This is a genomic window from Bacillus sp. FSL H7-0578 (assembly GCF_038630855.1).
In the GTDB taxonomy this organism is placed as follows: Bacteria; Bacillota; Bacilli; order Bacillales; family Bacillaceae; genus Bacillus; species Bacillus safensis.
Genome location: NZ_CP152045.1, coordinates 1,861,860 through 1,887,642, shown reverse-complemented (window position 1 = coordinate 1,887,642; position 25,783 = coordinate 1,861,860). Strand labels below are relative to the sequence as shown.

The 25,783-nt window shown below is 42.4% G+C and carries 21 protein-coding genes; 14 read left to right on the top strand and 7 right to left on the bottom strand.

The window, feature by feature from the left end; all coding sequences use genetic code 11:
• The first annotated feature begins 3 nt into the window (after positions 1 to 3).
• The 4 genes from MHB41_RS09480 to MHB41_RS09465 all read left to right on the top strand — a co-directional run bounded on the left by MHB41_RS09480 (position 4) and on the right by MHB41_RS09465 (position 3,796).
• Positions 4 to 576 carry a TetR/AcrR family transcriptional regulator gene (locus MHB41_RS09480; protein WP_041117675.1) on the top strand — a complete coding sequence of 191 codons (573 nt, stop codon included), beginning with the start codon at positions 4 to 6 and terminating at the stop codon, positions 574 to 576.
• A gap of 149 nt (positions 577 to 725) precedes the next feature.
• Positions 726 to 1,607 (top strand): hypothetical protein, encoded by an 882-nt coding sequence (locus MHB41_RS09475; RefSeq protein ID WP_340900215.1) that lies wholly within the window; start codon positions 726 to 728, stop codon positions 1,605 to 1,607.
• Entirely contained in the window at positions 1,570 to 2,178 is a 609-nt protein-coding gene (locus MHB41_RS09470) for a DUF4166 domain-containing protein (protein WP_034280637.1), read from the top strand. Before MHB41_RS09475 ends, MHB41_RS09470 begins: the two co-directional genes overlap by 38 nt.
• Positions 2,171 to 3,796, top strand: a complete 1,626-nt coding sequence (locus tag MHB41_RS09465; protein WP_340900297.1) for a YndJ family protein — start codon at positions 2,171 to 2,173, stop codon at positions 3,794 to 3,796. Before MHB41_RS09470 ends, MHB41_RS09465 begins: the two co-directional genes overlap by 8 nt.
• Here the strand turns inward: MHB41_RS09465 and MHB41_RS09460 are convergent.
• Positions 3,793 to 4,272 (bottom strand): hypothetical protein, encoded by a 480-nt coding sequence (locus tag MHB41_RS09460; protein ID WP_024422662.1) that lies wholly within the window; start codon positions 4,270 to 4,272, stop codon positions 3,793 to 3,795. The genes MHB41_RS09465 and MHB41_RS09460 overlap by 4 nt on opposite strands.
• A gap of 245 nt (positions 4,273 to 4,517) precedes the next feature.
• On the opposite strand from MHB41_RS09460, the gene csaA reads away from it, so the two are divergent.
• From csaA to MHB41_RS09445, 3 genes are all read left to right on the top strand, one after another.
• Complete coding sequence (gene csaA / locus MHB41_RS09455; RefSeq protein ID WP_034280640.1) at positions 4,518 to 4,850, top strand: chaperone CsaA; 333 nt, start codon at positions 4,518 to 4,520, stop codon at positions 4,848 to 4,850.
• A 512-nt stretch (positions 4,851 to 5,362) separates the two neighbouring features.
• On the top strand, positions 5,363 to 6,754 hold the full coding sequence (locus tag MHB41_RS09450; protein ID WP_061109241.1) for an MFS transporter: 1,392 nt from the start codon (positions 5,363 to 5,365) through the stop codon (positions 6,752 to 6,754).
• A 24-nt stretch (positions 6,755 to 6,778) separates the two neighbouring features.
• Complete coding sequence (locus MHB41_RS09445) at positions 6,779 to 8,386, top strand: glycoside hydrolase family 43 protein (RefSeq protein WP_061109240.1); 1,608 nt, start codon at positions 6,779 to 6,781, stop codon at positions 8,384 to 8,386.
• A 46-nt stretch (positions 8,387 to 8,432) separates the two neighbouring features.
• Here MHB41_RS09445 and MHB41_RS09440 read toward each other — a convergent pair whose 3' ends face one another.
• Positions 8,433 to 9,593, bottom strand: coding sequence for an ROK family transcriptional regulator (locus tag MHB41_RS09440; protein ID WP_041117672.1), 1,161 nt, complete (start codon positions 9,591 to 9,593; stop codon positions 8,433 to 8,435).
• A 210-nt stretch (positions 9,594 to 9,803) separates the two neighbouring features.
• Between MHB41_RS09440 and xylA the strand changes: the two genes are divergently transcribed.
• The 3 genes from xylA to MHB41_RS09425 all read left to right on the top strand — a co-directional run bounded on the left by xylA (position 9,804) and on the right by MHB41_RS09425 (position 13,447).
• Entirely contained in the window at positions 9,804 to 11,141 is a 1,338-nt protein-coding gene (gene xylA, locus MHB41_RS09435) for a xylose isomerase (RefSeq protein WP_340900216.1), read from the top strand.
• Positions 11,142 to 11,176: 35 nt separating this feature from the next.
• Positions 11,177 to 12,676 carry a xylulokinase gene (xylB, locus tag MHB41_RS09430; protein ID WP_061109239.1) on the top strand — a complete coding sequence of 500 codons (1,500 nt, stop codon included), beginning with the start codon at positions 11,177 to 11,179 and terminating at the stop codon, positions 12,674 to 12,676.
• A gap of 87 nt (positions 12,677 to 12,763) precedes the next feature.
• Complete coding sequence (locus tag MHB41_RS09425) at positions 12,764 to 13,447, top strand: glycoside hydrolase family 11 protein (protein WP_034280656.1); 684 nt, start codon at positions 12,764 to 12,766, stop codon at positions 13,445 to 13,447.
• A gap of 41 nt (positions 13,448 to 13,488) precedes the next feature.
• On the opposite strand, the gene MHB41_RS09420 is transcribed toward MHB41_RS09425, so the two are convergent.
• The gene (locus tag MHB41_RS09420) at positions 13,489 to 15,531 is read right to left on the bottom strand and encodes a molybdopterin oxidoreductase family protein (RefSeq protein ID WP_075623310.1); all 2,043 of its coding nucleotides are present in this window, start codon (positions 15,529 to 15,531) and stop codon (positions 13,489 to 13,491) included.
• Positions 15,532 to 15,661: 130 nt separating this feature from the next.
• Positions 15,662 to 16,858, bottom strand: a complete 1,197-nt coding sequence (locus MHB41_RS09415; protein WP_024428362.1) for a cytochrome P450 — start codon at positions 16,856 to 16,858, stop codon at positions 15,662 to 15,664.
• Positions 16,859 to 17,280: 422 nt separating this feature from the next.
• Between MHB41_RS09415 and proC the strand changes: the two genes are divergently transcribed.
• The 3 genes from proC to MHB41_RS09400 are packed head-to-tail and all read left to right on the top strand — an operon-like array spanning position 17,281 to position 20,559.
• Complete coding sequence (proC, locus tag MHB41_RS09410) at positions 17,281 to 18,126, top strand: pyrroline-5-carboxylate reductase (protein ID WP_080652983.1); 846 nt, start codon at positions 17,281 to 17,283, stop codon at positions 18,124 to 18,126.
• 27 nt (positions 18,127 to 18,153) lie between these two features.
• On the top strand, positions 18,154 to 19,272 hold the full coding sequence (gene proB / locus MHB41_RS09405; RefSeq protein ID WP_024428364.1) for a glutamate 5-kinase: 1,119 nt from the start codon (positions 18,154 to 18,156) through the stop codon (positions 19,270 to 19,272).
• An 18-nt stretch (positions 19,273 to 19,290) separates the two neighbouring features.
• Positions 19,291 to 20,559 (top strand): glutamate-5-semialdehyde dehydrogenase, encoded by a 1,269-nt coding sequence (locus tag MHB41_RS09400; protein WP_101676945.1) that lies wholly within the window; start codon positions 19,291 to 19,293, stop codon positions 20,557 to 20,559.
• Between the two features lie 66 nt (positions 20,560 to 20,625).
• On the opposite strand, the gene MHB41_RS09395 is transcribed toward MHB41_RS09400, so the two are convergent.
• Positions 20,626 to 21,198 carry a GNAT family N-acetyltransferase gene (locus MHB41_RS09395; protein ID WP_046311408.1) on the bottom strand — a complete coding sequence of 191 codons (573 nt, stop codon included), beginning with the start codon at positions 21,196 to 21,198 and terminating at the stop codon, positions 20,626 to 20,628.
• An 87-nt stretch (positions 21,199 to 21,285) separates the two neighbouring features.
• On the opposite strand from MHB41_RS09395, the gene MHB41_RS09390 reads away from it, so the two are divergent.
• Positions 21,286 to 22,113, top strand: coding sequence for a MerR family transcriptional regulator (locus MHB41_RS09390; RefSeq protein WP_101676946.1), 828 nt, complete (start codon positions 21,286 to 21,288; stop codon positions 22,111 to 22,113).
• Positions 22,114 to 22,162: 49 nt separating this feature from the next.
• Here the strand turns inward: MHB41_RS09390 and MHB41_RS09385 are convergent, their stop codons facing one another.
• Entirely contained in the window at positions 22,163 to 23,992 is a 1,830-nt protein-coding gene (locus MHB41_RS09385) for an ABC transporter ATP-binding protein (RefSeq protein WP_340900219.1), read from the bottom strand.
• Complete coding sequence (locus MHB41_RS09380) at positions 23,985 to 25,721, bottom strand: ABC transporter ATP-binding protein (RefSeq protein WP_340900221.1); 1,737 nt, start codon at positions 25,719 to 25,721, stop codon at positions 23,985 to 23,987. The genes MHB41_RS09385 and MHB41_RS09380 overlap by 8 nt, the downstream gene beginning before the upstream one ends.
• Positions 25,722 to 25,783 lie beyond the last annotated feature (62 nt).

The window sequence follows — 25,783 nt, the reverse complement described above, 5'->3', positions numbered from 1 at the left end:
ACCGTGTCTCCAAGAATGGGAATTACACAAGAAAAAATTATGGATACAGCGGCTGCATTTGTTGATGAAGAGGGCTTCTCCGCTTTGACTATTGCTACATTGTCTAAAAGACTGAATATCAGGCCGCCTTCTCTTTATAATCATGTATCCGGCCTTCATGAGATTCAGGCAGCACTCGCAGTAAAAGGGCTCTCCATGCTTTGTGAGGAAGGGATGCAAGTCACAGAGGGGCTGGAAAAAGGAGAAGCTGTTTTAGCCTTTGCCAGACAATATGTGCACTTTGTCCGAGAACACCCAGGTCTTTATGAAGCTGCCTTTTCACATATGAACGAAAAAGAAGTACGTATTGCAGCAGAGCGCCTTGTTCAGTTTGTCCAAACCATCATGTCACGCTTTGGTGTAAAGGAAGAGGAAATGACACATGTCGTCAGAGGACTGAGAAGCTTACTGCACGGCTTCGGTGATATTTCTAATAAAAAGGGATTCCAACGAAAAGAACAGCTTGAAGAAAGTGTGAGCTATGCAGTTCGGCTCTATATCACAGGTGTATTGCAAAAAGAAGATCTGTCTATTTGACAGGTCTTTTTTTTTACAGTGAACCGATATCATAGAGAAGCATCCTTCTGGAACCATTTTTTTGAGAGAAAACGAATAAAGATTTGACAGTTTTGTGAAACATGGTATGCTTATTATGTGAAATAATTCACATAGAGGAGTAGAGGCAGATGAAAAGAAAGCCTGTTTATGTGGAAACAACCATTCATGCACCTTTAGAGAAAGTATGGGAATATACGCAAAATCCAAAGCTTCATGAACAGTGGGATTTGCGTTTTTCAACCATTTCATTAAATGGACCTCAAGATGAACAGCCCCAAACCTTTTTGTATGAAAAGCATCTTGGATTTGGTGTAAGTGTCACAGGGACAGGAGCATATCGAACTAGAATGATGGATGAACGAAATGAAAGGTCATCCTCACTTAAATTCAAATCGTCACACCCGTTGTCTTTTATCAAAGAAGGCGGCGGCTATTGGAAATATGTGAAAACGAATGATCATATTGTGTTTCAAACGCAATTTGATTATGAACCGAAAGAAGGAAAAGGATGGGCGTGGGCAGATCGATTTCTTTTTCGCCCGATGATGGGGCTTATGACGGCCTTTAGTTTTGGCGCACTAAAGACGTGGCTTGAAAAGGGTACGCACCCTCGGTTGTTACTGGAGAGAACACTTGCCCATTATGGAATTTGTTTGCTGTTTGCCATCGTCTGGCTATGCCAAGCGGTTATCCCTTTTTCACATTCTGCTTTTGATCATAGCACCGGATTTCGGTTGTTTTATGCCTTTATAGGCGTATCATGGCTGATACCTAAGCTATCAAAGAAATATCTGTTCATTCTTCAAAGTGTGTTTCTGCTGCTGATGCTTTGTATCGGGATCCTATCCCCCCAAACGACACTCCATGAGCCGCTTGTGATGAGTGCATTTTTGATCCAATCCATTGCAGGAATGATTAATTTAAAAGATTGTATAGACGTATTTTCGATCAAACGAAAAAGGGGAGGTAGACATGGTCGTTCATCGTCATCAAGTAAAGGATTACGATAAGCTTCATCCAAAATTAAAAGAAAGATACAACCGTGCGTTTACCGCTGAAGGCACCATGGAGGAAATAGGCGGCGGAACGAGGCTCATTCGATTTTTCTTCAAAATTGGTCCACTCTTTCGCTGTTTTTTCCCTGAGAGAGGAAAAAACATTCCCTTCCGAATTGTCAATAAACCCTTTATGACAAATAAGGGAGAGGAAGGCATGCACTGGTTCCGTACGTTTTATTTCCCAAAGAAGGAACGTCACTTTGATGCAGATATGATCATTGATCAGAAGAGTCATAAAGTACTAGACTATTTTGGAAAACCTAGACTCCTTATGTCAGAGCTTCATTTTACAGTAACAAAGCATGGGTTCCTTCACATTCAATCCGGCCGGCAGAAGTTGTTGATGTTAGGACGTGAGTGGCCGCTGCCTTCATGGCTTTACGGTGTGTCAGATGTCACAGAAGGCTACGACGAGCACGCGGGTGAGTATACCATTGATGTGCATGTGAAAAATCGACTGTTTGGGACCCTTTTTACATATAAAGGACGGTTTACTGAAAGGGTGATGTCTCATGATGAATAAATGGCATTTGATATCAAGCCTCGTCTTCATGTGCTGTTTTATCGCCACCAGCTTGATGACAGGTCCGGTAGCAGAGTTATTTGTACTGATAGCCATTCTGTTTTTCCTTCCTGCAGTTTTAGCCTTTTTTGTGAAGGAAGAGAGGGAGAGTAAGCCGGGGATACTGCTCGGCTTTTTAATGAAAGCCTTTCCATTAGCTGCTCTTTGTGCAACGGCTGCATTCATCTATCATTCTGCCTTGTTTGCATCGGGATGGTTTTTGTATACGATTCTTTTGGCGTTATATGGTTGTACTCGTTTGCTGAAAAGGGGAATCTTTCCACTTCATGAATTGATGACGGGTGGTGCATGGATGTATCTCGCTTTAGGAGGACTTTGGTTTTGGCTGTACACGGCAGATATACAGGTAATGACCTTTTCACCAATCATCGTGCTTTTGACCGCTATTCATTTTCATTACTCGGCTTTTTTTATCCCGCTTTTCTATGGATTATTAGGGAGAAATCGAGAAAAAGAGACAGCTTTATACAAAGCGGCAGGATGGGTGATTTTGCTGTCGCCTGTGATGATTGCTGTTGGGATTAGCTTCTCCCGTCTCTTTGATACGTTCAGCGTCACGCTATATGTCATTGCCCTCTACTTGTACGGCATTCTTTGTATGAAAACAAGGTTTCGATCGACTGTGGCAAAAGTGCTGATTGTGTTTTCTAGCTGCGTCTTAATGGGAACAATCGTGCTATCTCTTCTTTATTCCGCTGGCATGCTCATGCGCGTGACCTACATCAGCATTGATCAGATGATTTGGTTTCATGGCAGTATTAATGCCTTTTTTGTGATTTTACCAGGTTTGATTGGATGGCTGATCGAAGGGCCAAAGGATCAATTGAAGCAGAAGCACTTTCCGATATCAAAAGTGCATGGCCGTTTTCATTTGGTCTCTTTTCAAAAGGAAAGAATGTATGATCAAGAGAACCTCGGTTTAGTCGATTCACTTGATGATTTAAATGGAACGACATTTTCAGCTGAAAGGGTGTCACCTGTGATTCGAAGGTTTTATGAAAATCCGACGGCCTTTACGTTAAAAGCAGCAGTCTGTTTTCATTGGTGGGTGAGGCCGTTTGTTTTTTTACTTCAGCCAATTTTCAAGAAAATAGGCCAGCTCTATTTGGGAACATCTAGTAAGCCGTATGAAATGAAGGGACGTCTGACTGCATTTCAACATCCTAAAGAAGAGCGAAAGGATGTCAGGGCGTGGATTCGTCACAACGAAAAAGGGGAGCAGGTCTTTTTTGCACTTTATGCTCATCATCACGATGCAGCTGCGGGCTATATGAATATTGCGCTGCCGCTTCCATATTCTCAGCTGACCGCCATTTTAAAACCTTTTAATGAAAAGGAAGACTTTCTATTAAAAAGTGCATGTCCAAAAGGCAGTACCGGTGACGAAGGGTTGTATTTGCATACACCTTTTATCACCATGAAACTGCCAATGGAAGAAAGCTTTCATATGAAGCCGGAGACAGATAAAAGTCTCACAGCGGTTCATCAAATGAAGCTATTCGGTATTCCTTTTTTAACGATTCATTATCAAATTAACAGCGGGAAGCCATCCTGTTAATCAATGATGTCACATGGTTCACCGTGCCGAATGATGTTCACAATTGCTTGCCCATCACTCGGATGATGATCTGCATACTGGACTGGCAGCAGTGCAAAAAATACATAGTAGACTGAGAAGTAAGCAAATTGATAGAAAAATTGATGTTCTGGCAGGATATCATTGGCGATCATTGTATTCAGTATGAGAACACTGAGCAGGTTGCATAATGATCCGCCTAGGTAGACAAGAATGTGCGAGAATCGGTTATTTTTCCTCATTTCTTCATAATGGCAAAATGCATCTAGAAAATAGATTCGTCTAATTTCCACAACACCTATTTTCAATACTTTTTTGCCTCTGCCAAGAGCAAAAGAAACCTTTGCGCCAAACATCCATGCGACCATAATATGGCCAAGCTGATGCAAGATGGCAACGATAGGAAGAATGACGAAAAACGACCAGCAAAATGTCCACATATCTGATAATGTAAACAAGTGTTAACCCCTCCCCAATATATTTGGGAGGAAGCAGTAGGATTATTTGCCATTTTACTGAATTCATTTTCAGAATGCAATCATTTAATACACGACGATAAAAACATTATGTAAACTAAAGGGTGGTTTTTGCCGTGAATCGGCTTTTTGACTCACTTTTTTACGAAATGAATGTGCTACAATGAAAAAAACAATAGATGACTCTAGTAAATGAACTTACCCTTGAAAGAAGAGGAGAGAAACAGATGGCAGATATTGAACAGTTTTTGGCGTTAGATATTCGTGTTGGGACGATCATTGAAGCGGAATTCTTTGCAGAGGCAAGAGTTCCTGCATTGAAACTCAAGATTGATTTTGGTGAAGAGATTGGTTTAAAGCAATCCAGTGCTCAGCTGACAAAACGTTATACGGCTGAGAATCTCACTGGCAGACAAATCGTAGCAGTCGTCAATTTTCCGCCAAGAAGAATTGCAGGGTTCAAATCAGAAGTGCTTGTCTTAGGGGGCATGCCGTCAAAAGAAGACGTGGTTTTACTAGCCACAGATGAGCCTGTTGAAAATGGAACAAAAATAGGATAAGAAAAAAGACATCTTCCTGAGAAGATGTCTTTTGCGTATTGAGGCGGAATAACCACACGCCACATTCGTGTGTGTCTCAAGGAGACATGTTACCCGACTTACACAATTCAGCTCATCGCTTGATAAATATAGCATGGGATGAGCTGAATTGCAACCATTAAATGATTCACTTCAGTTTTTCACGTCATTCAGCCGGAAAAATGACAAGAAATCAATTATTTGGATTATTTTTTCGAAAAATATTGAAAAGTCAGATCAGATTTTATAAAATGAATTCATCTTAGTTTGTTTAGTCGATAAACTAAGATGAATTCCAAGTGATGATCCGACTATTAAAGGGGATGATTCCGTCATTCAAATCATTTGCTGCGTATGTGGGCTAAGCTGAAAGATCAGATGTTCAGCTTCATTTTTACAACAAATTGAAAGCGCTTTATATTCTTCGCATTGACTGCTGCTGCCCTCCATCATCTGTTCGTTAGAAGAGGCTAAGAGAAGAAGGGAGAAAGCTCATGGTAAGTGAGAATTTAAAAAAGATTCGTATGTCTGAAAAAGTGGGATATGCTTCAGGAGATTTCGCATGTAACTTAATTTATGCAACTGTCTCTACGTATCTATTATTTTTTTATACAGATGTGTATGGTTTATCAGCGGCGGCAGCAGGGACGATGTTTTTAGTTGTCCGCGCCATTGATGCGCTTGCAGATCCGTTTATTGGTGCAATGGTGGATCGAACGAACAGCCGTTTTGGCAGGTTCAGACCTTACTTGTTATTCGGTGCGTTTCCTTTTGTGGTACTCGCCATCCTTTGCTTTACAACACCTGATTTTTCTGAAATGGGTAAACTCGTTTATGCCTACATCACGTATGTTGGTTTATCGCTTACATACACATTCATCAATGTTCCTTATGGTGCTTTAACATCAGCAATGACAAGAAATAACCAAGAGGTTGTCAGTATTACGTCTGTTCGTATGCTTTTTGCTAATCTCGGAGGTCTAGTTGTTGCTTTTTTTGTTCCTTTTCTTGCGACTTTTTTGAGTGATAAAACAGGAAATACAGCCCTCGGCTGGCAGATGACGATGGCTTTTCTCGGCGTTCTTGGCGGTGCATTACTTATTTTCTGTTTTAAAAGCACGAATGAACGTGTCACGCTTCAAAAGCCTGAGGAAAAAATTAAGTTCAGTGATATCTTTGTTCAGTTACGTGTCAATCGTCCGCTTGTTGTATTAAGCATTTTCTTTATTATTATTTTTGGTGTGAACTCGATCAGTAATTCAGTTGGGATCTATTATGTGACGTATAACCTTGGCAGAGAAGATTTAGTGAAATGGTACGGACTCATTGGCAGTCTGCCAGCATTAATGGTGCTGCCGTTTATTCCAAAACTGCACAAGCTGTTAGGAAAGAAAAAGCTGCTGAATTATTCATTATTGCTGAATATTGTAGGTCTTCTTGCATTACTTGTGATACCGCCGAGTCAAATCACTTTAATCCTTGTTTTCAGGCTTGTCGCAGCTGCAGGGAGTATTACAGCCGGTGCTTACATGTGGGCGCTCATTCCTGAAACCGTTGAATATGGCGAATATAAAACAGGGAAAAGGATGGGCGGACTCATCTATGCCATCATCGGATTCTTCTTTAAATTTGGGATGGCATTAGGCGGGATTGTGCCAGGGCTTGTACTCGATCGCTTTGGCTATGTTGCCAACCAAATGCAAACACCAGAAGCTTTACTGGGCATTTTAATCACGACAACGGTGATTCCTGTATGCTTACTGATTTTAGCGATGATTGATATTAATTTTTATAACCTAGATGAAGAAAAACATAAAAAAGTCGTACGGGAGCTTGAGAATAGAGACAAGGTATATATCGATCATATGGACGATTTTAAAATGTAGGTCTCTGAAAGAGGAGGAAGTTCAATGAAGATTACCAATCCAGTGCTCAAAGGATTTAACCCCGATCCAAGTATTTGCCGTGTTGGAGAAGATTATTATATGGCCGTCTCTACATTTGAATGGTTTCCAGGGGTTCAAATTTATCATTCGAAGGATCTCGTCCATTGGCGCCTTGCTGCGCGTCCTTTGCAAAAAACGTCGCAGCTGGATATGAAGGGAAATCCTGATTCTGGCGGAGTATGGGCGCCGTGCTTAAGCTATGCGGATGGGCAGTTTTGGCTTATTTATTCAGATATCAAAGTAGTGGATGGTCCATTTAAAGACGGTCATAATTATTTGGTCACGGCAAGCGAAGTGGACGGCGATTGGAGTGAACCGATCCGGCTCAACAGCTCCGGCTTTGATCCATCTTTATTCCATGATCAAAGCGGGAAGAAATACGTCTTAAATATGCTGTGGGATCATAGAGAAAAGCACCATTCCTTTGCAGGTATTGCCTTGCAGGAATATAGTGTGGCTGAAAAGAAGCTCATCGGTCAAAGGAAGGTCATTTTTAAAGGCACACCGATTAAACTGACAGAAGCGCCGCATCTGTATCACATCGGTGACTACTACTATTTATTAACGGCAGAAGGAGGTACCAGGTATGAGCATGCAGCAACGATCGCCCGTTCCTCGCATATTGAAGGGCCTTATGAGGTTCATCCTGATAACCCGATCTTAAGTGCCTTCCACGCGCCTGAACATCCGCTTCAAAAATGCGGGCATGCTTCAATCGTTCAAACGCATACAAATGAATGGTATCTCGCTCATCTCACTGGCCGTCCGATTCAATCAAACAAGGAATCTATTTTTCAACAGAGAGGTTGGTGTCCTTTAGGAAGAGAAACAGCGATACAAAAGCTTGAATGGAAGGATGGCTGGCCTTATGTTGTAGGCGGAAAGGAGGGGACGCTTGAGGTTGAAGCGCCAAAGATCGAAGAAAAGGTTTTTGCACCAACCTATCATACAGTCGATGAATTTAAAGAATCAACACTAAATAGACACTTCCAAACATTAAGAATTCCGTTTACCGATCAGATTGGTTCGTTAACGGAGAAACCTCAGCATTTAAGGTTATTCGGCCGCGAATCTTTAACGTCTAAGTTTACCCAAGCATTTGTTGCAAGACGCTGGCAAAGCTTTTATTTTGAAGCAGAGACAGCTGTTTCGTTCTTCCCAGAAAACTTTCAGCAATCAGCTGGTCTTGTGAATTATTATAATACGGAAAACTGGACAGCACTCCAGGTGACATATGATGAGGAACTTGGCCGCACGCTTGAACTATCTGTCTGTGAAAACCTTGCCTTTTCTCAGCCATTGGCACATAAAATCATCATTCCTGACGAGGTCACTTATGTCTATTTAAAAGTGACCGTTCGGAAAGAGACATATAAATATTCTTATTCTTTTGATCAGAAAGAGTGGAAGGAAATTGATGTACCGCTTGAATCCATCCATTTATCCGATGATTTTATTCGAGGCGGGGGGTTTTTTACAGGGGCATTTGTCGGTATGCAGTGCCAAGATACGAGCGGCGAGCGTCTTCCTGCTGATTTTCACTATTTTCGCTATGAGGAAACAGACGAATAAGAAAGACAACTCGCTACGAGCTGTCTCTAATTGAAAAACAAATAGGTCATGTTGTGAGGGTGGCATCTTGCAGAAAAGCTTCTATGACAAGAGATGTCATCCCCAATACTGGCGCATTGTGTCCTAATGATGAAGGGAGCAGCTCTACATGTGAGCTGAATTGCGTATCCATTCGCGAGGATACCTCCTCCTCAATCACATGTAGAACCGCCTGATGTGATTCGATCACTTTGTTTCTTAAAATAATGGCTTGCGGGTTAAAGGTATGCAGGACGTTTGTGAGACCGACACCAAGGTAAAAGCCAAAGTTGCGCAGGGCATTGAGCGTTTTCATATCATTTAACTTGGCCAGCTGTTCCAGGTCTTGATGGGAGATGTGCTGATCATCTGTTTGAAGAGACTGAAACAAGGCTTTCTCAGAAGCATACAATTCCCAGCATCCACGGTTCCCGCAGCTGCATGTTGGTCCGTTAAAATCGATTGTCATATGTCCCATTTCACCAGAAAAGCCGTACGCCCCTCTGTATAAATGATGATCGATGATGATTCCGATCCCGATGCCAGTGCCGATGCTTGCATAGATCAAATGGTCATAATGTTTAGCGGCACCAAAGATTTTTTCACCATATGCACCGGCATTTGCTTCATTTTCAATGAAGATCGGTACTTGGAATGTCTCTTGCAGCGTGGTTTTCAGATCAACATTTTTCCATTTGGAATGAGGCGTAAACACGATTTGTTCACCTGCATCCACTAAACCATGTATGCATAGGCCAATGCCAATGAGCCCGTATGGGGAAGAGGGCATTTGTGAGATGAGCTGCTGTATTAATTCAATTAATTTACGTATTGTGACCTCAGGAGAGCTGGGTGGGAGCTTGATCTGCTCTTCGTAAAGAATGGACCCTTCAAGATCAGTTAATATGCCATTGACATAATCAACGCCGACATCGATTCCGATGGAGCAGCCAGCACGTTTATTAAACATTAGTAAAACCGGTCTTCTCCCGCCGCTAGACTCACCTTGACCGATTTCATAGACAAGATGTTCTTTCATTAACGTACTTACCTGAGAAGAAACAGTCGATTTATTTAATCCAGTGCGTTCAGATAATTTTGCTCTCGAAATGGGCGCATGCTGGAGAATTTCTTTTAATAATAGTTTTTGATTTATTTTTTTTACAAAGTTCTGATCAGCGATATCCACGTTATCCACTCCATTTGTTTCGTCTTTAGATTAAGTTGAGAAGAGCTGCTTTTTTCAGCATGTTTTTAGTAAGATAAATGATTTTAACTTTATTATAACGAAAATATTTTTAAAAAACTAAAAAATATGGAAAATTCAAAGTGATTTTTTCATAGATTGATCATTAGTTTGTTGAATCAACTTACAAAGTGTACTCAGGAGGAATGAAGAATGACCAAATCAAATATGAAAACGTTATACAGCTTAGAAGGAATCGGCAAAATTCAATATGAAGGAAAACAATCAAAAAATCCACTCGCCTTTCAATACTATAATCCAAGCGAAGTGATTGGCGGAAAAACAATGAAAGACCACCTGCGTTTTTCAGTCGCTTATTGGCATACATTAACTGCTGATGGAACAGACATGTTTGGAACTGGCACGATGCAAAGAGCGTGGGACGCTTATAGCGGAATGGATTTAGCAAAAGCTAGATTGGAAGTCGCCTTTCAGCTTTTTGACCTATTGGATGTTCCGTATTTTTCATTCCATGATCGTGACATCGCGCCAGAGGGGGAGACGCTTCAAGAGACCAATCAACAATTAGACATCATTTTAGAAAGAATGAAAGAATACATGAAGCAAAGCGGAGTAAAGCTGCTGTGGAACACGGCCAATATGTTCAAGCATCCTAGATTTGTACACGGTGCTGCGACATCTTGTCATGCAGATGTCTTTGCCTATGCGGCCGCACAGGTCAAAAAAGGCATTGAAACCGCCAAAGAACTCGGTGCAGAAAATTATGTTTTCTGGGGTGGACGAGAAGGGTACGATACGCTGCTCAATACAGATATGAAAAGAGAGCTTGATCACATGGCGGCTTTCTTGCATATGGCTGTTGATTATGCAAAAGAAATTGGGTACACTGGCCAATTTTTAATCGAACCAAAACCAAAGGAACCAACCACTCATCAATACGACACAGATGCAGCGACATCCATCGCCTTTTTAAAACAATACGGATTAGATTCCCATTTCAAATTAAATATCGAGGCCAATCATGCGACACTGGCCGGCCATACGTTTGAGCATGAATTACGTGTCGCAAGAATTCATGGGCTGCTCGGTTCTGTTGATGCAAACCAAGGAAATTCGCTTCTTGGGTGGGATACAGATGAATTTCCAACCGATCTGTATGCCACAACTCTTGCCATGTATGAAATTCTGCAAAATGGCGGTCTAGGGTCTGGCGGTCTTAATTTTGATGCAAAAGTGAGAAGAGCTTCCTTTGAACTTGAAGATATTTTATATGCCCATATTGCCGGGATGGATGCATTCGCAAAAGGACTGCGGGTCGCTCATAGACTCATAGAAGACCGTGTGTTTGAAGATGTTATAAAGCACCGGTATCGCAGCTTTTCTGAAGGAATTGGACGTGATATTTCAGAAGGAAAGGCAAACTTTCATACATTAGAAGAATATGCGCTGAAACATCCTTTGATCAGAAACGAATCGGGAAGAGAGGAACAGCTGAAAGCCCGTTTAAATCAATACTTGTTAGAAGATTAATTGAAGGGGCTGACCTGTTTTGAAGGAGTGAAAACATGAAATATGTGATGGGAATTGATCTTGGAACAAGCGGGGTCAAGGCGATATTAGTGGATGAGAGCGGGAAGGTGTGCTGCGAAGCCTCTAAGCCGTACCGGCTCATTCAAGAGAAGCCTGGATATTGTGAGCAGCACCCCGAGGATTGGGTAAAGCAGACAATGGCTGCGATGAAAGAACTGATGGCAAAGCAGCCTGTTCATTCAAGACGAGTTGAAGGCATCAGCTTTTCCGGCCAGATGCATGGATTAGTTCTATTAAATGAATCTCGCGAAGTGCTCCGCCCTGCAATTTTATGGAATGATACACGGACGACAGCACAATGTACGCACATGACAAAAAAGCTGGGAGACCGGCTGCAAAAGATCACAAAAAACCAGGCGTTAGAAGGATTCACACTGCCAAAATTATTATGGGTAAAGGAACATGAACCACATATTGATCAGCAAATCGACATGTTTTTACTCCCAAAAGATTATGTCAGATTTCGTTTAACAGGCGCAGTCCATATGGATTATTCTGATGCGGCTGGCACCTTGCTGTTAAATATCGGTGAACAGACGTGGAGTGAGGAGATTTGTCAGGCGTTTGATATTTCTCCTCACATTTGCCCGCCGCTTGTCACATCAGAGGCGGAGGTTGGTACACTTTTGCCGCACATTGCACGTGAAGTTGGGATGAAAGAAGGCGCAAAGGTTTTTGCCGGCGGGGCAGATAATGCCTGCGGAGCAATTGGTGCTGGCATCTTGTCCTCTGACCGCACGTTATGCAGTATCGGCACATCTGGGGTCATTCTTTCCTATGAAGAGGATCATGAAAGGGAGCTTCAAGGGAATTTGCATTTGTTTCATCATGCAAAAAAAGACGCTTTTTACACAATGGGTGTCACCCTTTCAGCAGGATATAGCCTGAACTGGGCAAAACACTTACTGGCTCCTGAGGAATCGTTTCAGTCACTTTTAGAAGGTGCGGCTCATGTTGCACCAGGAGCGAAAGGATTGCTCTTTACACCCTATTTAGTTGGGGAAAGAACACCTCATGCGGATTCGATCATTCGCGGCAGCTTGATTGGATTAGACAGCAGGCATGAAAGGGCACATGTTGTCAGAGCAGTGTTAGAGGGAATTACCTTTTCGCTAAATGAATCTATCGCATTATTCCGGCAGGCAGGAAAAAACATAGATTCTATTGTATCTATTGGCGGCGGTGCGAGAAGCCGGACATGGCTTCAAATGCAAGCAGACATTTTTCAGGCTGAAGTCATCCAGTTAGACAATGAACAAGGGCCCGCTTTAGGTGCAGCGATGCTTGCCGCAGTTGGCTGCGAATGGTATCCATCACTTGAAGTATGTGCACATCAGTTGATCCATCAAGCTGCTGTTTATGAGCCAAATCAGCCGCACGCAGAAGTATATGCCGATCTATTTCATTTGTATCAAAGGATTTATACACAAACAAAAGACATCCATGCAGGGTTAAATCAGTATCGTTCCATCTAGCAGAAAGGGCTGCATGAAAGGAGGTGATGGGTTTTTCATCTTAGGGATGACAGAACAATACGGATGAAAAAAGGAGAGGGATGGAAAATGAAATTGAAAAGATTGAGGCTGTTGTTTGTGATGTGTATTGGATTTGTGCTGACACTGACGGCTGTGCCAGCTCATGCGGAAACGATTTATGATAATAGGATAGGGACACACAGCGGATACGATTTTGAATTATGGAAGGATTACGGAAATACCTCGATGACACTCAATAACGGCGGGGCATTTAGTGCAAGCTGGAACAATATTGGAAATGCCTTATTTCGAAAAGGAAAGAAGTTTGATTCCACTAAAACTCATCATCAACTTGGCAACATCTCCATCAACTACAACGCAGCCTTTAACCCGGGCGGGAATTCCTATTTATGTGTCTATGGCTGGACACAATCTCCATTAGCTGAATACTACATTGTTGAGTCATGGGGCACATATCGTCCAACAGGAACGTATAAAGGATCATTTTATGCCGATGGAGGCACATATGACATATATGAAACGCTCCGTGTCAATCAGCCTTCTATCATTGGAGACGCTACCTTCAAACAATATTGGAGTGTACGTCAAACAAAACGCACAAGCGGAACTGTCTCCGTCAGTGAGCATTTTAAAAAATGGGAAAGCTTAGGCATGCCAATGGGAAAAATGTATGAAACAGCATTAACTGTAGAAGGCTACCGAAGCAACGGAAGTGCGAATGTCATGACGAATCAGCTGATGATTCGATAAAAGCATATGAAAAAAGCCAGCAAAAAATGGCTGGCTTTTTTCTATGATAATTTTTCAACTTCCACTCTGCCAGAAAAGAACGTAGCGCCGCCTCCCATATCTGCCAATCGATCAGGTGTTAATCCATTCACTAAATGCTTTTTGCCTTTTTGATCTGCCCATAATCCTTGACTGACCACAACACCAGATAATACATTTTGACCGACTGACACGACAAGCTCACACTCTCCTCGGTCGTTTAGCACACGCACCATGTCACCATCTTCAATTTTTCTTTCCTTTGCATCCTGTTCATTCATGTGAAGCTTCGGAAATTTCTCAAGCTTTTGATGCTTTTCATGAAGTGAGAAGGTGGAATTCAGAAAATTATGGTTCGGTCCCGGTATAAAGGTAAGCGGATAATCGCTCTCCTGATAAAGGGGCACATAGGTTGGAAGTGCTGGATACCCGTCTTTTTTCATTTGTTCAGAATAAAGCTCAATTTTCCCGCTTGGGGTTTGAAGCTTTAATTCCTGGAAAGGTCCACGTTTCGCTTTGATCCATTTCTTTTCTTTTAATGCTTCGTATGAAATGTCCTCATAATGCGGATTTTCTGGATGATGAAGAGCTTGTTCCATCAGTTCAGCATCTGTCTCGCGGAAGGCTTCATCTTCAAAGCCCATCGCATGGGCAAGCAGGCGGAATACTTCAGTATTGGATTTGCTTTCTCCGTAGCGTTCAATTACGGGCTCCTGAATTTGAATATAATGATGCCAGTATGATGTATAGAAATCCTCGTTTTCAAAGGCTGATGTAGCCGGCAGGACAATGTCTGCATACGCCGCTGTTTCTGTCAGGAATAAATCATGAACCACTGTAAATAAGTCCTCTCTCAGCAAACCTTCTCTGACTTTATTCGCTTCAGGTGTGACAACCGCTGGGTTGCACGAGTAGATAAAGAGAGAATCAACGGAAGGCTCTGCGCTTGTCAGCACGCTGCCCAGCTGATTCATATTAAAGGATCTAGGCGTGCGTTCTTTTAATAAATCCGGCCGCTGAAGGGCTGTTTCATTATAGCTGAGAAAAGAAGAGTTTGATTTCATCGCTCCGCCGCCCTTGTGCAGCCATTGACCAGTCAGGGCAGGGAGGCAGGAGATGGTTCTAATACTCATCCCGCCATTATCATGGTGCTGTAAACCATTCCCGATGCGAATGAGAGAGGGTGATGTCTCAGCGTACATTCTCGCAAGTGTAATGATGTCATCCCTCGGGACACCTGTGATGCGCTCAACTGTGTCTGGATCATACTGCTTTACATGCTCGCGCAGCTCCTTATGGCCGACCGTGTAAGCCTCTAAAAAGGCTTCATCTGTACGTTCCTCTTTAAAAAGGACGTGCATGATGCCAAGGGCAAGCGCACTGTCAGTACCAGGCCGAAGCGGAATGAACCAATCTGCCATCCGGCCGGTTTGGTTCTTGTGAACATCAATTACAACAATCTTCGCTCCTTGCTTTCGTGCTTTTTGTGCCAAGGTGATTTGGTGCATATTGGTCGATACGGCATTGATGCCCCAAAAGATAAATAGTTTCGTATGAATGGTGTCTTCAGGATCTGTCCCAATGCTTGCACCCATTGTATATTTATAGCCAGTCGTTCCCGCAGACTGACAGATCGTTCGGTCTAACTGACTTGAACCAAGACGATAAAAAAAGCGGCGGTCCATTCCTTCTGCGTTGAGATTGCCCATGTTTCCATAGAAGCTGTAAGGCAGAATGCTTTCTGGTCCTTTTTCTTCGATCAACTTTGTCCATTTTTGCCGAATGGTTTCAATGGCTTCTTCCCACGTAATCGGTGCAAACTGACCTTCGCCTTTTTGGCCAACACGTTTTAAAGGAGTGGTCAGTCTTTTTTCATCATATAAACGGGCTGTGACATTACGCACTTTGTTGCATATGTTTCCTTGTGTGACAGGGTGGTCCGGATCTCCCTGCACTTTCACGATCTTTCCATTTTCTTTATGTATTAAAAGACCGCACTGATCCGGGCAATCTAACGAACAAACTGATTTGAATATTCCGTCTTTCATCGCTGTATAATCGGTCATGAGTTTTCGGCTTCCTTTCTGCATTCCGTTATCACTTTGTATGGATTTTATTTTAGCATGTTCGGAGAAGGAAGGTAAGAAAGAGATGATGAATTGAAGAAAATGAAAAAAAGCCCCTGAAAAGGGACTTTTAATAACGGGTGACTTGTACAGGAAATTCTTTTACCCCAAAAACAAACGTGCTTTGTATAGGTTTTAGCTGATCTGTAGCGCAGGTGATGTCTTGAAACGTATGGAGTAAAACGTCAAGCGCAATGTTGCTTTCAAGCCGGGCAAGCGGTGCACCGAGACAAAAATGAATGCCAAACCCAAAGCTCATATGCGGATTTGATTTTCGGTCAAGCCGGAACGTATCTGGATCTTCAAACTTCTGTTCATCTCGATTTGCTGAAGCAACCCAGCTGATGAGGTAGTCTCCTTTTTCAATGTGCGCGCCTGCAATTTCAACATCCTCTGCGGCGATTCGGCCAATGGCTTGAACAGGCGGATAATACCGCAGCGTTTCCTCAGTCAATTGAGGAATAAGAGAGGGGTCCTGCCGAACTGATTCAGCAATATGCGGCTGCTCTGTCAGTAGTCGTACGGCATTGGTTATTAAATTGGTCGTTGTCTCATTGCCTGCAACGAGTAATAGAATACAAAAGCCAAGCAGTTCATTCTCGGTTAAACGCTCTCCATCGATTTCCGCTTGAATGAGAAGCGAGATCAAGTCATTGGCAGGTGTTTCTTTTCTTTTTTTGATCAAATGAGCAAAATAAACGGACAGCTCCTCTTCAGCACGTTTCTGCATATCTACTACAGCCTGAATGGCTTCTTTTGATTCATCCTTAGCACCTGCCACAAGGGCATCAGAATGTTTTTTAATCAGCTCTCTGTCCTGCACCTCTGCACCGAGAAGCTCAGCGATGATCATCACTGGCAGGGGAGCTGCTAAATCTTGCACAATATCAAACGTACGTTGATCCTTAACTTGATTTAATAGATCATGTGTCAAGTCTTTGATCTTATCTTCTAATTGCTTGATCGCTTTTGGGGTGAACGCTTTATTCACAAGCGCTCTCATCTTTGTATGTTTTGGAGGATCCATCGTTAAAATACTTGTTTTAGACGTGCTTCTTCCTCGCTGTGAAGAGAACACTTTAGGCTGCTTTAGAACAGACTGGATATCCGCATATCGAAAAAGATCCCAGCACTTTCTTGTCTCATCATATCTAATATCACTTTCTGCACGCAGCTCATTGTAAATAGGGAAGGGGAAAAGAAGGTCATCGGTAGAACGGATTTCTTTCATTGGAATCACATTGACATAGTTTTCTTTCACTTTCATTATGAACGCTCCTTTTTCACATGATTTCTCTTTCACGGTATCACCAGTAAAATATCATTTCAATGGACATGTTTTCTAAAATATGTCAATAGTCTAATCGAAAGATTCAAGCACATTCACTATATAGGAAAATAGAAAGTCATTAAAATGAGAGCGCTTTCTGAAAAATAGAATTGAAGTCACCGAAACCAAAAATAAAATGGTGAATCTAGTCGAACGAAAGGGCCCTATGATTCAAATGATCATAGTTCTTTTGATCTAAATTACTGTATTTGAAAAACACGGCTAACATACTTGCAGCAAGCTGCCGGCCATGCATTCGGGACTTTTGAAAAGCGCTGGCTCTTTCTTGACACGATTTCTCATCATGTTACGATTACTAACGTGCGAAAAACACGAACAAAAAGCGAACAAGGGAGAGGATCAATATCATTGATCAAAAGAAAGTTGCTTTCATTGGAGCAGGCTCTATGGCGGAAGGAATGATCGCAGGGATTGTACGATCAGGACAGATGCCGCTAGACCAAATTTACGCAACAAACAGACAAAATCAACTTCGATTGGATGAACTAACGAAACGATACGGAATCCAAACAGGCGCAATGGATTCATTTCCTTTTGAAGAAATGGATATGTTGATCCTGGCCATGAAGCCAAAGGATGCTGAAGCAGCCCTTGAATCATTAAAACCTCGTATTCAGCCAGATCAGCTCATCATGTCTGTCCTTGCAGGTGTTAAGCTATCGTATATTGAAGACATGCTGCATGAAGGCCAGCCTGTTATGAGGGTCATGCCAAATACATCAAGTACGATCGGGGCATCAGCGACTGCTTTATCTGCTGGACGTTACGTGAAAAACGACCATATGAGCATAAGCCAGGCTCTTTTATCTGAAATGGGCGAAGTCTATACCATTCAGGAAGAGCAAATGGATATTTTCACTGGAATTGCTGGAAGCGGGCCCGCCTACTTTTATTTCTTAATGGAGAGAATCGAAGAAGCAGGAGAAGAGGCAGGTTTATCAAAGGAATTGTCTCGCCAAATTGGCGCGCAGACACTCCTCGGTGCGGCAAAAATGCTGCAAGAAACAGAGGAAAATCCTTCTGTCCTAAGAGAGAAAATTACGTCACCAAATGGAACAACTGCTGCAGGACTCAATGCATTAGATGATTTTGGCGGAGGAGAAGCGATCAAGCAGGCTGTCAAACATGCTGCCAATCGATCAAAAGAGATAAGCAATCAGCAAAAACAAAAAGTATCTATATAAATAGAGCTCAGGTACAGGAGTGATTAGGTGTACGCAGATAAAGAGAGAAAACGAATTGTTGTGAAAATCGGAAGCAGCTCTCTTACTAGCTTTCAAGGTGAGATTAGTTTGAAAAAACTAGAAAACCTCGTCAATCAAATTGTAAAACTCAAAGATGAAGGACACGAAGTCATTTTGGTTTCATCTGGTGCGGTTGCAGCTGGTTACCGAAAACTAGGATTTATTGATAGACCCAAAACACTGCCGGAAAAGCAGGCATCTGCCTCAATTGGGCAAGGGCTTTTAATGGAATCATATTCTACTTTATTTTTATCACACGGTTATATTGCCTCACAGCTCTTAATTACAAGAAGTGATTTTTCTGATGAAACGCGCTATCAAAATGTGCGTAACACAATGAACGTGTTATTAGATCGAGGCATCATCCCGATTATTAATGAAAATGATACAGTGACGATCAATCGGTTGAAGTTTGGAGACAACGATACATTGTCTGCAAAAGTAGCTGGACTCATTGATGCGGATTTCCTTGCCATTTTATCTGATATTGATGGCTTGTATGAAGATAATCCTCATACAAATCCAAATGCGAAGAGAATTCTTGAAGTGACAGACATCACAGAAGACATCGAAGCAGCTGCTGGAGACGCAGGCAGCAGCGTAGGTACAGGCGGAATGAAATCAAAGCTCGATGCGTTTAAAATATCAATGGCCGCAGGGATCAACGGCTTTTTAGGAAAAGCAGATACGCCTGACATTTTAGACAAAGCGATCAATGGGACAGAGGACGGCACTTATTTTACCGCTGACGAAAATGTAGCGCCGCTCAATTATAAGAAGCAGTGGATTGCCTTTCATTCTGGACCAAAGGGTGAGATCGTGGTTCAAGAGAAAACACAGGAATTCCTCATGCACCGAGAGGGAAGCCTTGATTCTGATGGGATTGTCAACGTAAAAGGTTCGTTTAAAAAAGGCGATGTGGTCCGTATTTTAGATCAAGATGGAAGAGAAATAGGTCTTGGCATTGTGAATTATGCGTCAGATGAACTCGCACGTAAGAGTGATTTGTTACAAGATGAAATCGTGCATGTCGTCGATCTAGAAGCATTTGTTTGTCATTTAGATTTATCGATTCCAGTTTGTTAACCAAAAGGGAGGAATTCCATGACACTGACAGCTGAAGTTGTCACATCGGTCAAAGAAAAAGCGAAGAAAGCAAAGCATGTTTCAAAAAAACTCGGTTTACTTCAGACAGAGGAAAAAAATGACGCGCTTCTTAAAATGGCAGAAGCATTAGAGCAAAACAGCCGCTTTATTTTACAGGAGAATCAAAAGGACTTAGATGCTGGGAAAGAAAAGGGCTTCTCAGAGGCACTCATGGATCGATTAATGTTAAATGAAGAAAGAATTCACGAGTTTGCTGAAAGTTTGCGGCTTGTGACGAGATTAACAGATCCTGTTGGAGAAATATTGGATGAATGGACTCTTGATAACGGCTTACACGTGAAAAGCCGAAGAGTACCGCTCGGTGTGATCGGGATGATCTATGAAGCGAGACCGAACGTCACTGTCGATGCAGCAGGCCTTGCCCTTAAGGCAGGCAACTCAGTGATTTTAAAAGGCGGTTCCTCCGCTATTTCTTCCAACAAAGCCATTGTCAGTGTGATCCATGAAGCATTGGATCAAACAAAGATTCCTCGTGATGCGGTGCAATTGATTGAACAAACAGACCGTTCATCGGTTCAGGCGATGTTTCAACTAAAAGAATGGATCGATGTTTTAATTCCGCGAGGCGGAGCTTCCTTAATCAAAACAGTGGTAGAAGAATCCACTATCCCAGTGCTTGAAACAGGGACAGGAAACTGTCATGTCTATATTGATCAAACCGCGAATGTGAAAAAAGCCATTGAGATTGTGATCAATGCGAAAACGAATCGTCCGGCCGTATGTAATGCACTTGAGACGCTGATTATTCATCGCGATTGGCTGAAAGAGAATGCAGCCTCATTAAATGAAGCTTTGCAGGAGCATCGTGTCACTGTACATGGCGACCAGGCAGCAGAGTCTTACTTCTCAAACGCGGTTCCTGCTTTGGAAGTGGATTGGACAGATGAGTATTTAAGTCTGGATCTTGCGGTAAAGGTAGTCGATTCAATTGAGGAAGCAATCAGCCATATCGATCAGTACGGCACAAAACATTCAGAAGCCATCGTGACAGAAGATGAAAAAAATGCACTCACGTTTCTAAACGAAGTAGATGCGGCGGCTGTTTATCATAACGCATCGACTCGCTTTACAGACGGCGGTGCACTTGGCTATGGAGCTGAAATCGGCATCTCTACTCAAAAACTGCACGCAAGAGGGCCAATGGGACTTCCTGCACTTACGACAACTAAGCTGCTTCTGTGTGGTGACGGTCAGATTAGAAGCTAGAAAGATTCAAGAAACACTACCTTTTTATGAGGTAGTGTTTTTAACTTTATTTAAAAGAAATACACGTTATCCTACGTTTGCACAATTTTTCTTCATGACCTTCTCAAATTTAAAAAATTCAAATTCCTCAGGTGCTAAAGGTTCATTGCCGTGATGTGCTTCATGATGTGCGTTTGGATCTGGATGGTGTAAGTGATAAAATTCAACTATTTGAAAACCGCATTTATTGACATAAAAATGAATGTTGCGTTTTTCAAAGTATGGAGTCACAACCTCCCATACAATCGTTTCTGGATATTGCGCCTCGATGGCTTTCCATGCTGCCTGACCAATGCCCCGGCCGTGAAAGGATGATGAAATGTATAGCAAATCAACCGAGTTGTGATGTGTCTCTTGGTTGATTTTGATCACAACGCCGCCTGCCTTTTCACCATTTAGCATAATATGATAAACAATGTGGTCATTGGAATGAAAAGATTCATCAATCACTTCATCTGGAGGAATCGGTCCATCCTGCGCATCGCCAAATGCGTCGATCACGCCAGCTGTAAAAGCTTTCTGAAGCTCTTTTTTCATAGAAGGGAAGTCCTCTTTATTTGCATGTGCTAATGTCACTTCATGTTGAGTTATTTTGTTCATTTTCTTATCCTTTCCCTGCGTAGTGGTGTTTCTGCATGTTATGATAAAGGATGGAGTTACTCCATAGTCAAGAAAGGAGCCTTCATCATGATCAATGATGTGCAAAAAACGTTTTTCACTGGAGAATTTGCCAAGCTATTTGATGTCAAAAAAGATACGCTTCTGTATTATGATAAAATCGATTTATTTAAGCCGGCTGGTGTGCATAAAAATGGGTACCGTTACTATACACTTGAGCAATTTGACCATTTTATTGCGATTCAATCCTTGCGAGCTGTTCAATTTCCGATCAAAGAGTTAAAACAATATTTCACAGAACCTTCCCGCGAGAGACTGCAAAGCCTAGCGGCCGACCAAATAAAAAAGGTCAAACAAGAGATTGAAAAACTTCAAGACATCCAGGCTTTTCTTATGCGGGTGATGGAGACGACACTTGAATTAGCAAATGTGAAAATAGGGGAGGTCCTGTTTCAAGAGCTGCCAGAAGAACCCGTTGTACTAAGTGCATCAAACCCGATCGACTTCAATACACCTGTAGAAGAAATATCACGTATTGTAGGGGAATTTTTAAAGGGAGTTGGCATAAAAGGGGCTGCGGCAAATGGTTCTGTCTTAAAAAAGGAGCAGTTCCGTAAGCGGCACTATCATCAGTCAGATCAGCTGTTCTGCCGAATGGATGGCCCGGGGGCAGTCAAAAAACCTGGCGGGCTCTATGCGGTGATGTATGATCAAGGAACATTTGATCAGATCGAATCTGCTTATTCGCATTTGTTAGATGAAATCGAGAAAGAGGGCATGATGCTGGATGGAGATGTATTTGAGGAGTATTTACTTCATTCGCTCATGTCTAAAGATGAAGCAGAGTATATAACGAAGCTCAGTGTAAAAGTGAAGAAGCGAGCAGATGACAATTGAAAAGAGGATAGACAGCATGTGACATGCGTGTCTATCCTCTTTTTTGATGTTATCCCACTTGATTTTCGGCAAATTGACTCATATATAAGTCTGCATAGAAGCCTTTTTGTTTTAAGAGTTCGCTGTGCGATCCTTTTTCAATGATGCTTCCATCCTTCATGACTAAAATAAGGTCTGCATCCTTAATCGTTGAAAGTCTGTGTGCAATCACAAAGCTCGTTCTGCCTTTCATCAATTCATTCATTGCTTTTTGAATATGCATCTCTGTCCGTGTATCCACACTGCTTGTTGCTTCATCTAATATCAAGATCTTTGGATCAGATAAAATGGCACGGGCGATGGTTAACAGCTGGCGCTGACCTTGAGACAGGTTGCCTGCATCTTCTGTTAACAGTGTGTCATAACCATCTGGAAGCGTGCGGATGAAATCATCTGCATAGGCATGTTTGGCGGCTTTGATGACATCCTCTTTGGAAACGTGCTGCCTGCCATAGGCAATGTTGTCGTAAATCGTTCCTTCAAAGAGCCATGTATCTTGAAGAACCATCGCAAATAAGTCTCGTACTTGCTGACGGCTGAGGTCAGTGGTTTTGACACCGCCAATGCGTATGGAGCCTTGATCTAATTCGTAAAAACGCATTAAAAGATTAATGATGGTTGTTTTTCCTGCACCTGTTGGCCCAACAATGGCAACCGTCTGACCTTCTTGCACATCTAAATCCAAATCTTTAATAATCGGATGATCTTTTTCATATCCGAATTGAACTTGTTCAAAGCTCACATCGCCTGAGAGTGATGCAAGATCAATTGCCGCATCTTCTTCGGTACTTTTTTCTTCCTCATCAAGGATTTCAAAGACCCTTTCAGCAGAAGCGATCGCTGATTGAACTAAGTTTGCGACGCTTGATGCTTGCACAAGCGGCTGAGACATTTGCTGTGTGTATTGGATAAACGCCTGCACATCCCCGACACGAATATTCCCATTAATGACAAGAATCCCGCCGGCTACACTGACTGCCACATAGCCAAGGTTCCCGATAAAGGTCATCATTGGCATCATTAAACCAGAAATGAACTGTGCTTTCCTTGATGATTCATACAGCTTTTCATTTAATTGATCAAATGTATCGATCGCTTTCTTTTCGTAGCCATACGCACGAACTGTCTGATGTCCTGTGAACATCTCATTAATATGTCCATTGATCGTCCCAAGCTCTTTTTGCTGCGCTTTAAAATGCTTTTGAGAAAATGACGTAATGCCGCGAATCGCAAACAGGCTGAGTGGCAGCGTCAAACAAACAAGCAACGTAAGCAGCGGACTGATGAAGAGCATCATGACGACAATCCCAATGACTGTAATCACAGATGTAATCACTTGGGTGAGCGCCTGCTGAAGCGATGTATTAATATTATCGATATCATTCATCACACGGCTCAGCGTGTCCCCGTGGGTTGTTTTATCAAAATAACGAAGGGGGAGACGTGTGAGCTTGTCATTTGCTTCCTGCCGTAATTCAGCAATGGTCTGTTGAGAGACACCAGCCATGACATATTGCTGAACGAATGAAAAGAGGGAAGCAACGACGTACAGCACGACAAGCAGTAAAAGAATTCGTGAAATGACATCAAATTGAACGTCTGTTCCATTCGTAAAGCTGTCAAATAGGGAAGAGGTGGCATCCCCAAGCAGCTTTGGACTAATGACATTAAAGACAGTTGAACCAATCGCTGCAATAAGGACGATGATCAGCTGAAATTTTCTTGGTTTTAAATAGCCTGTCAAACGAAGCAGTGTTTTCTTAAATTCCTTTGGTTTTGCGGCTGGCCCTTTAGGGTGGCCGCCTTTATGGCCCATGCCGGAAGACATTTTTTTACTCATCCTCGCTCACCTCCTGACCTTCCTGAGATGCGACAATCTCTTGATATACAAGATTATCCTTTATTAATTGTTCATGTGTTCCGATACCTGCAATTTTTCCTTCATCAAGTACAATGATTTTATCACTATGCTTCACTGTACTGATTCGTTGAGCCACAATGATGAGGGCTGCATGAGCTTTTTCTGCTTCTAATGATGCCCGCAGCTTCGCATCTGTTTTGTAATCAAGTGCTGAAAAGCTATCGTCAAACAGATAGAATGATGGTCTTCTCACTAGCGCCCTTGCAATGGAAAGCCGCTGCTTTTGGCCGCCGGATAGATTGGAACCTCCTTGATCAATTCCTGCATCAATTCCTCCATCTTTTTGCAAAACAAATTCTTCGGCCTGCGCAGTTCGCAGCGCCTGCCAGACGTCTTCATCGCTTGCATCCTGCTTGCCAAAGCGTACATTTTCGGCAATGGTTCCGCTGAATAAAACAGCTTTTTGAGAGACATAGCCCATTTGGTTTCTCAGTTTCTCCTGAGGCAGTTCTCTAATGTCTACACCATCTAGTGTAATCCGGCCTTCTGTCACTTCATAAAAGCGCGTCATCAGCTGGAGAAGTGTTGTTTTCCCAGAACCCGTACTTCCGATGATGGCTGTTGTTTCACCAGTTTTGGCTTCAAACGTGATACCTTGAACGGCTGGTTTCTCAGCATTTGAGTAATAAAATGACACATCCTCAAAGCGAATGGATTGGGCGGGCTCGTGAAGCTCAGTCATAGACTCTTCTTTGTCTTTAATCTTTGGTTCCATGTTTAACACTTCATTCATGCGTTTAGCTGACGCTTGTGCTCTTGGGACCATAATAAAGCTCATCGACAGCATAATAAGCGCCATTAAAATCATCATCGCATATTGAATGAAGGCAATGAGATTTCCAACTTCCATTTCTCCGGCATCAATTCGGTTTGCGCCAAGCCAGACAATACCGATATTCGTGAAGTTCATGATGATCAGCATAAATGGAAACAAGTAAGCCATTAATCGGTTGACTTTAAGACCAGTATCCTTATAGGACGTGTTGGCTTCTTGGAATCGCTCCTTTTCATCATCCACACGGTTAAATGCACGAATAACGCGGATGCCTGAAAGAGATTCCCGCATAATTAAATTCAGCCGGTCTGTTTTTTTCTGAAGCTGGCCAAATAGCGGGATCGCTTTTCTTGACACCAAATAGATAAATCCGCCAAGAAGGGGGAGGGCCGCTAAAAAGATAAGAGACAGGACAGCATCCCTGGAAACAGCCAAAATAATTCCGCCTACAAGCATGAGCGGGGCCCGCGTCATCATTTGTAAAATCATAATCGTCACATCTTGGACTTGTTTCACATCATTTGTTGATCTTGTAATAAAGGAAGACGTGCCGATCTTTTGAAATTCTTCTAATGAAAATTGTTCGACATGTACAAACAGCTGTCTTCTCATATCACGCCCGAAGCCAAGTGCTGTTTTTGATGACAAGTAAGACTTCCAAATGGTGAGCAAAATGGCGAGTAAAGAACAAGCCACCATCCAGCCGCCAACCTTCCATATGTAAGCAATATCTCCCTGGACGATACCGACATCAACGATATCTGCTGTTAACGTCGGTAAATACAGCTGGAGCATACTGCTTAAAAAGGTGAGAATGACAATGGACACAACGGACAGCCGATACGGCTTTAAAAACGATAAAATTGATTTCATATGAATACCTTTCTTCCATATAGTCTTTTGTTCTGTAACCCATCATATACAAAGTGGGATTA

Coding starts and splice junctions, on each gene's coding strand:
- MHB41_RS09475 (WP_340900215.1), top strand. CDS start 726: ATGAAAAGAAAGCCTGTTTATGTGGAAACAACCATTCATGCACCTTTA.
- MHB41_RS09470 (WP_034280637.1), top strand. CDS start 1,570: ATGGTCGTTCATCGTCATCAAGTAAAGGATTACGATAAGCTTCATCCA.
- MHB41_RS09465 (WP_340900297.1), top strand. CDS start 2,171: ATGAATAAATGGCATTTGATATCAAGCCTCGTCTTCATGTGCTGTTTT.
- csaA (WP_034280640.1), top strand. CDS start 4,518: ATGGCAGATATTGAACAGTTTTTGGCGTTAGATATTCGTGTTGGGACG.
- MHB41_RS09450 (WP_061109241.1), top strand. CDS start 5,363: ATGGTAAGTGAGAATTTAAAAAAGATTCGTATGTCTGAAAAAGTGGGA.
- MHB41_RS09445 (WP_061109240.1), top strand. CDS start 6,779: ATGAAGATTACCAATCCAGTGCTCAAAGGATTTAACCCCGATCCAAGT.
- xylA (WP_340900216.1), top strand. CDS start 9,804: ATGACCAAATCAAATATGAAAACGTTATACAGCTTAGAAGGAATCGGC.
- xylB (WP_061109239.1), top strand. CDS start 11,177: ATGAAATATGTGATGGGAATTGATCTTGGAACAAGCGGGGTCAAGGCG.
- MHB41_RS09425 (WP_034280656.1), top strand. CDS start 12,764: ATGAAATTGAAAAGATTGAGGCTGTTGTTTGTGATGTGTATTGGATTT.
- MHB41_RS09420 (WP_075623310.1), bottom strand. CDS start 15,531: ATGACCGATTATACAGCGATGAAAGACGGAATATTCAAATCAGTTTGT.
- MHB41_RS09415 (WP_024428362.1), bottom strand. CDS start 16,858: ATGAAAGTGAAAGAAAACTATGTCAATGTGATTCCAATGAAAGAAATC.
- MHB41_RS09400 (WP_101676945.1), top strand. CDS start 19,291: ATGACACTGACAGCTGAAGTTGTCACATCGGTCAAAGAAAAAGCGAAG.
- MHB41_RS09395 (WP_046311408.1), bottom strand. CDS start 21,198: ATGAACAAAATAACTCAACATGAAGTGACATTAGCACATGCAAATAAA.
- MHB41_RS09390 (WP_101676946.1), top strand. CDS start 21,286: ATGATCAATGATGTGCAAAAAACGTTTTTCACTGGAGAATTTGCCAAG.
- MHB41_RS09385 (WP_340900219.1), bottom strand. CDS start 23,992: ATGAGTAAAAAAATGTCTTCCGGCATGGGCCATAAAGGCGGCCACCCT.
- MHB41_RS09380 (WP_340900221.1), bottom strand. CDS start 25,721: ATGAAATCAATTTTATCGTTTTTAAAGCCGTATCGGCTGTCCGTTGTG.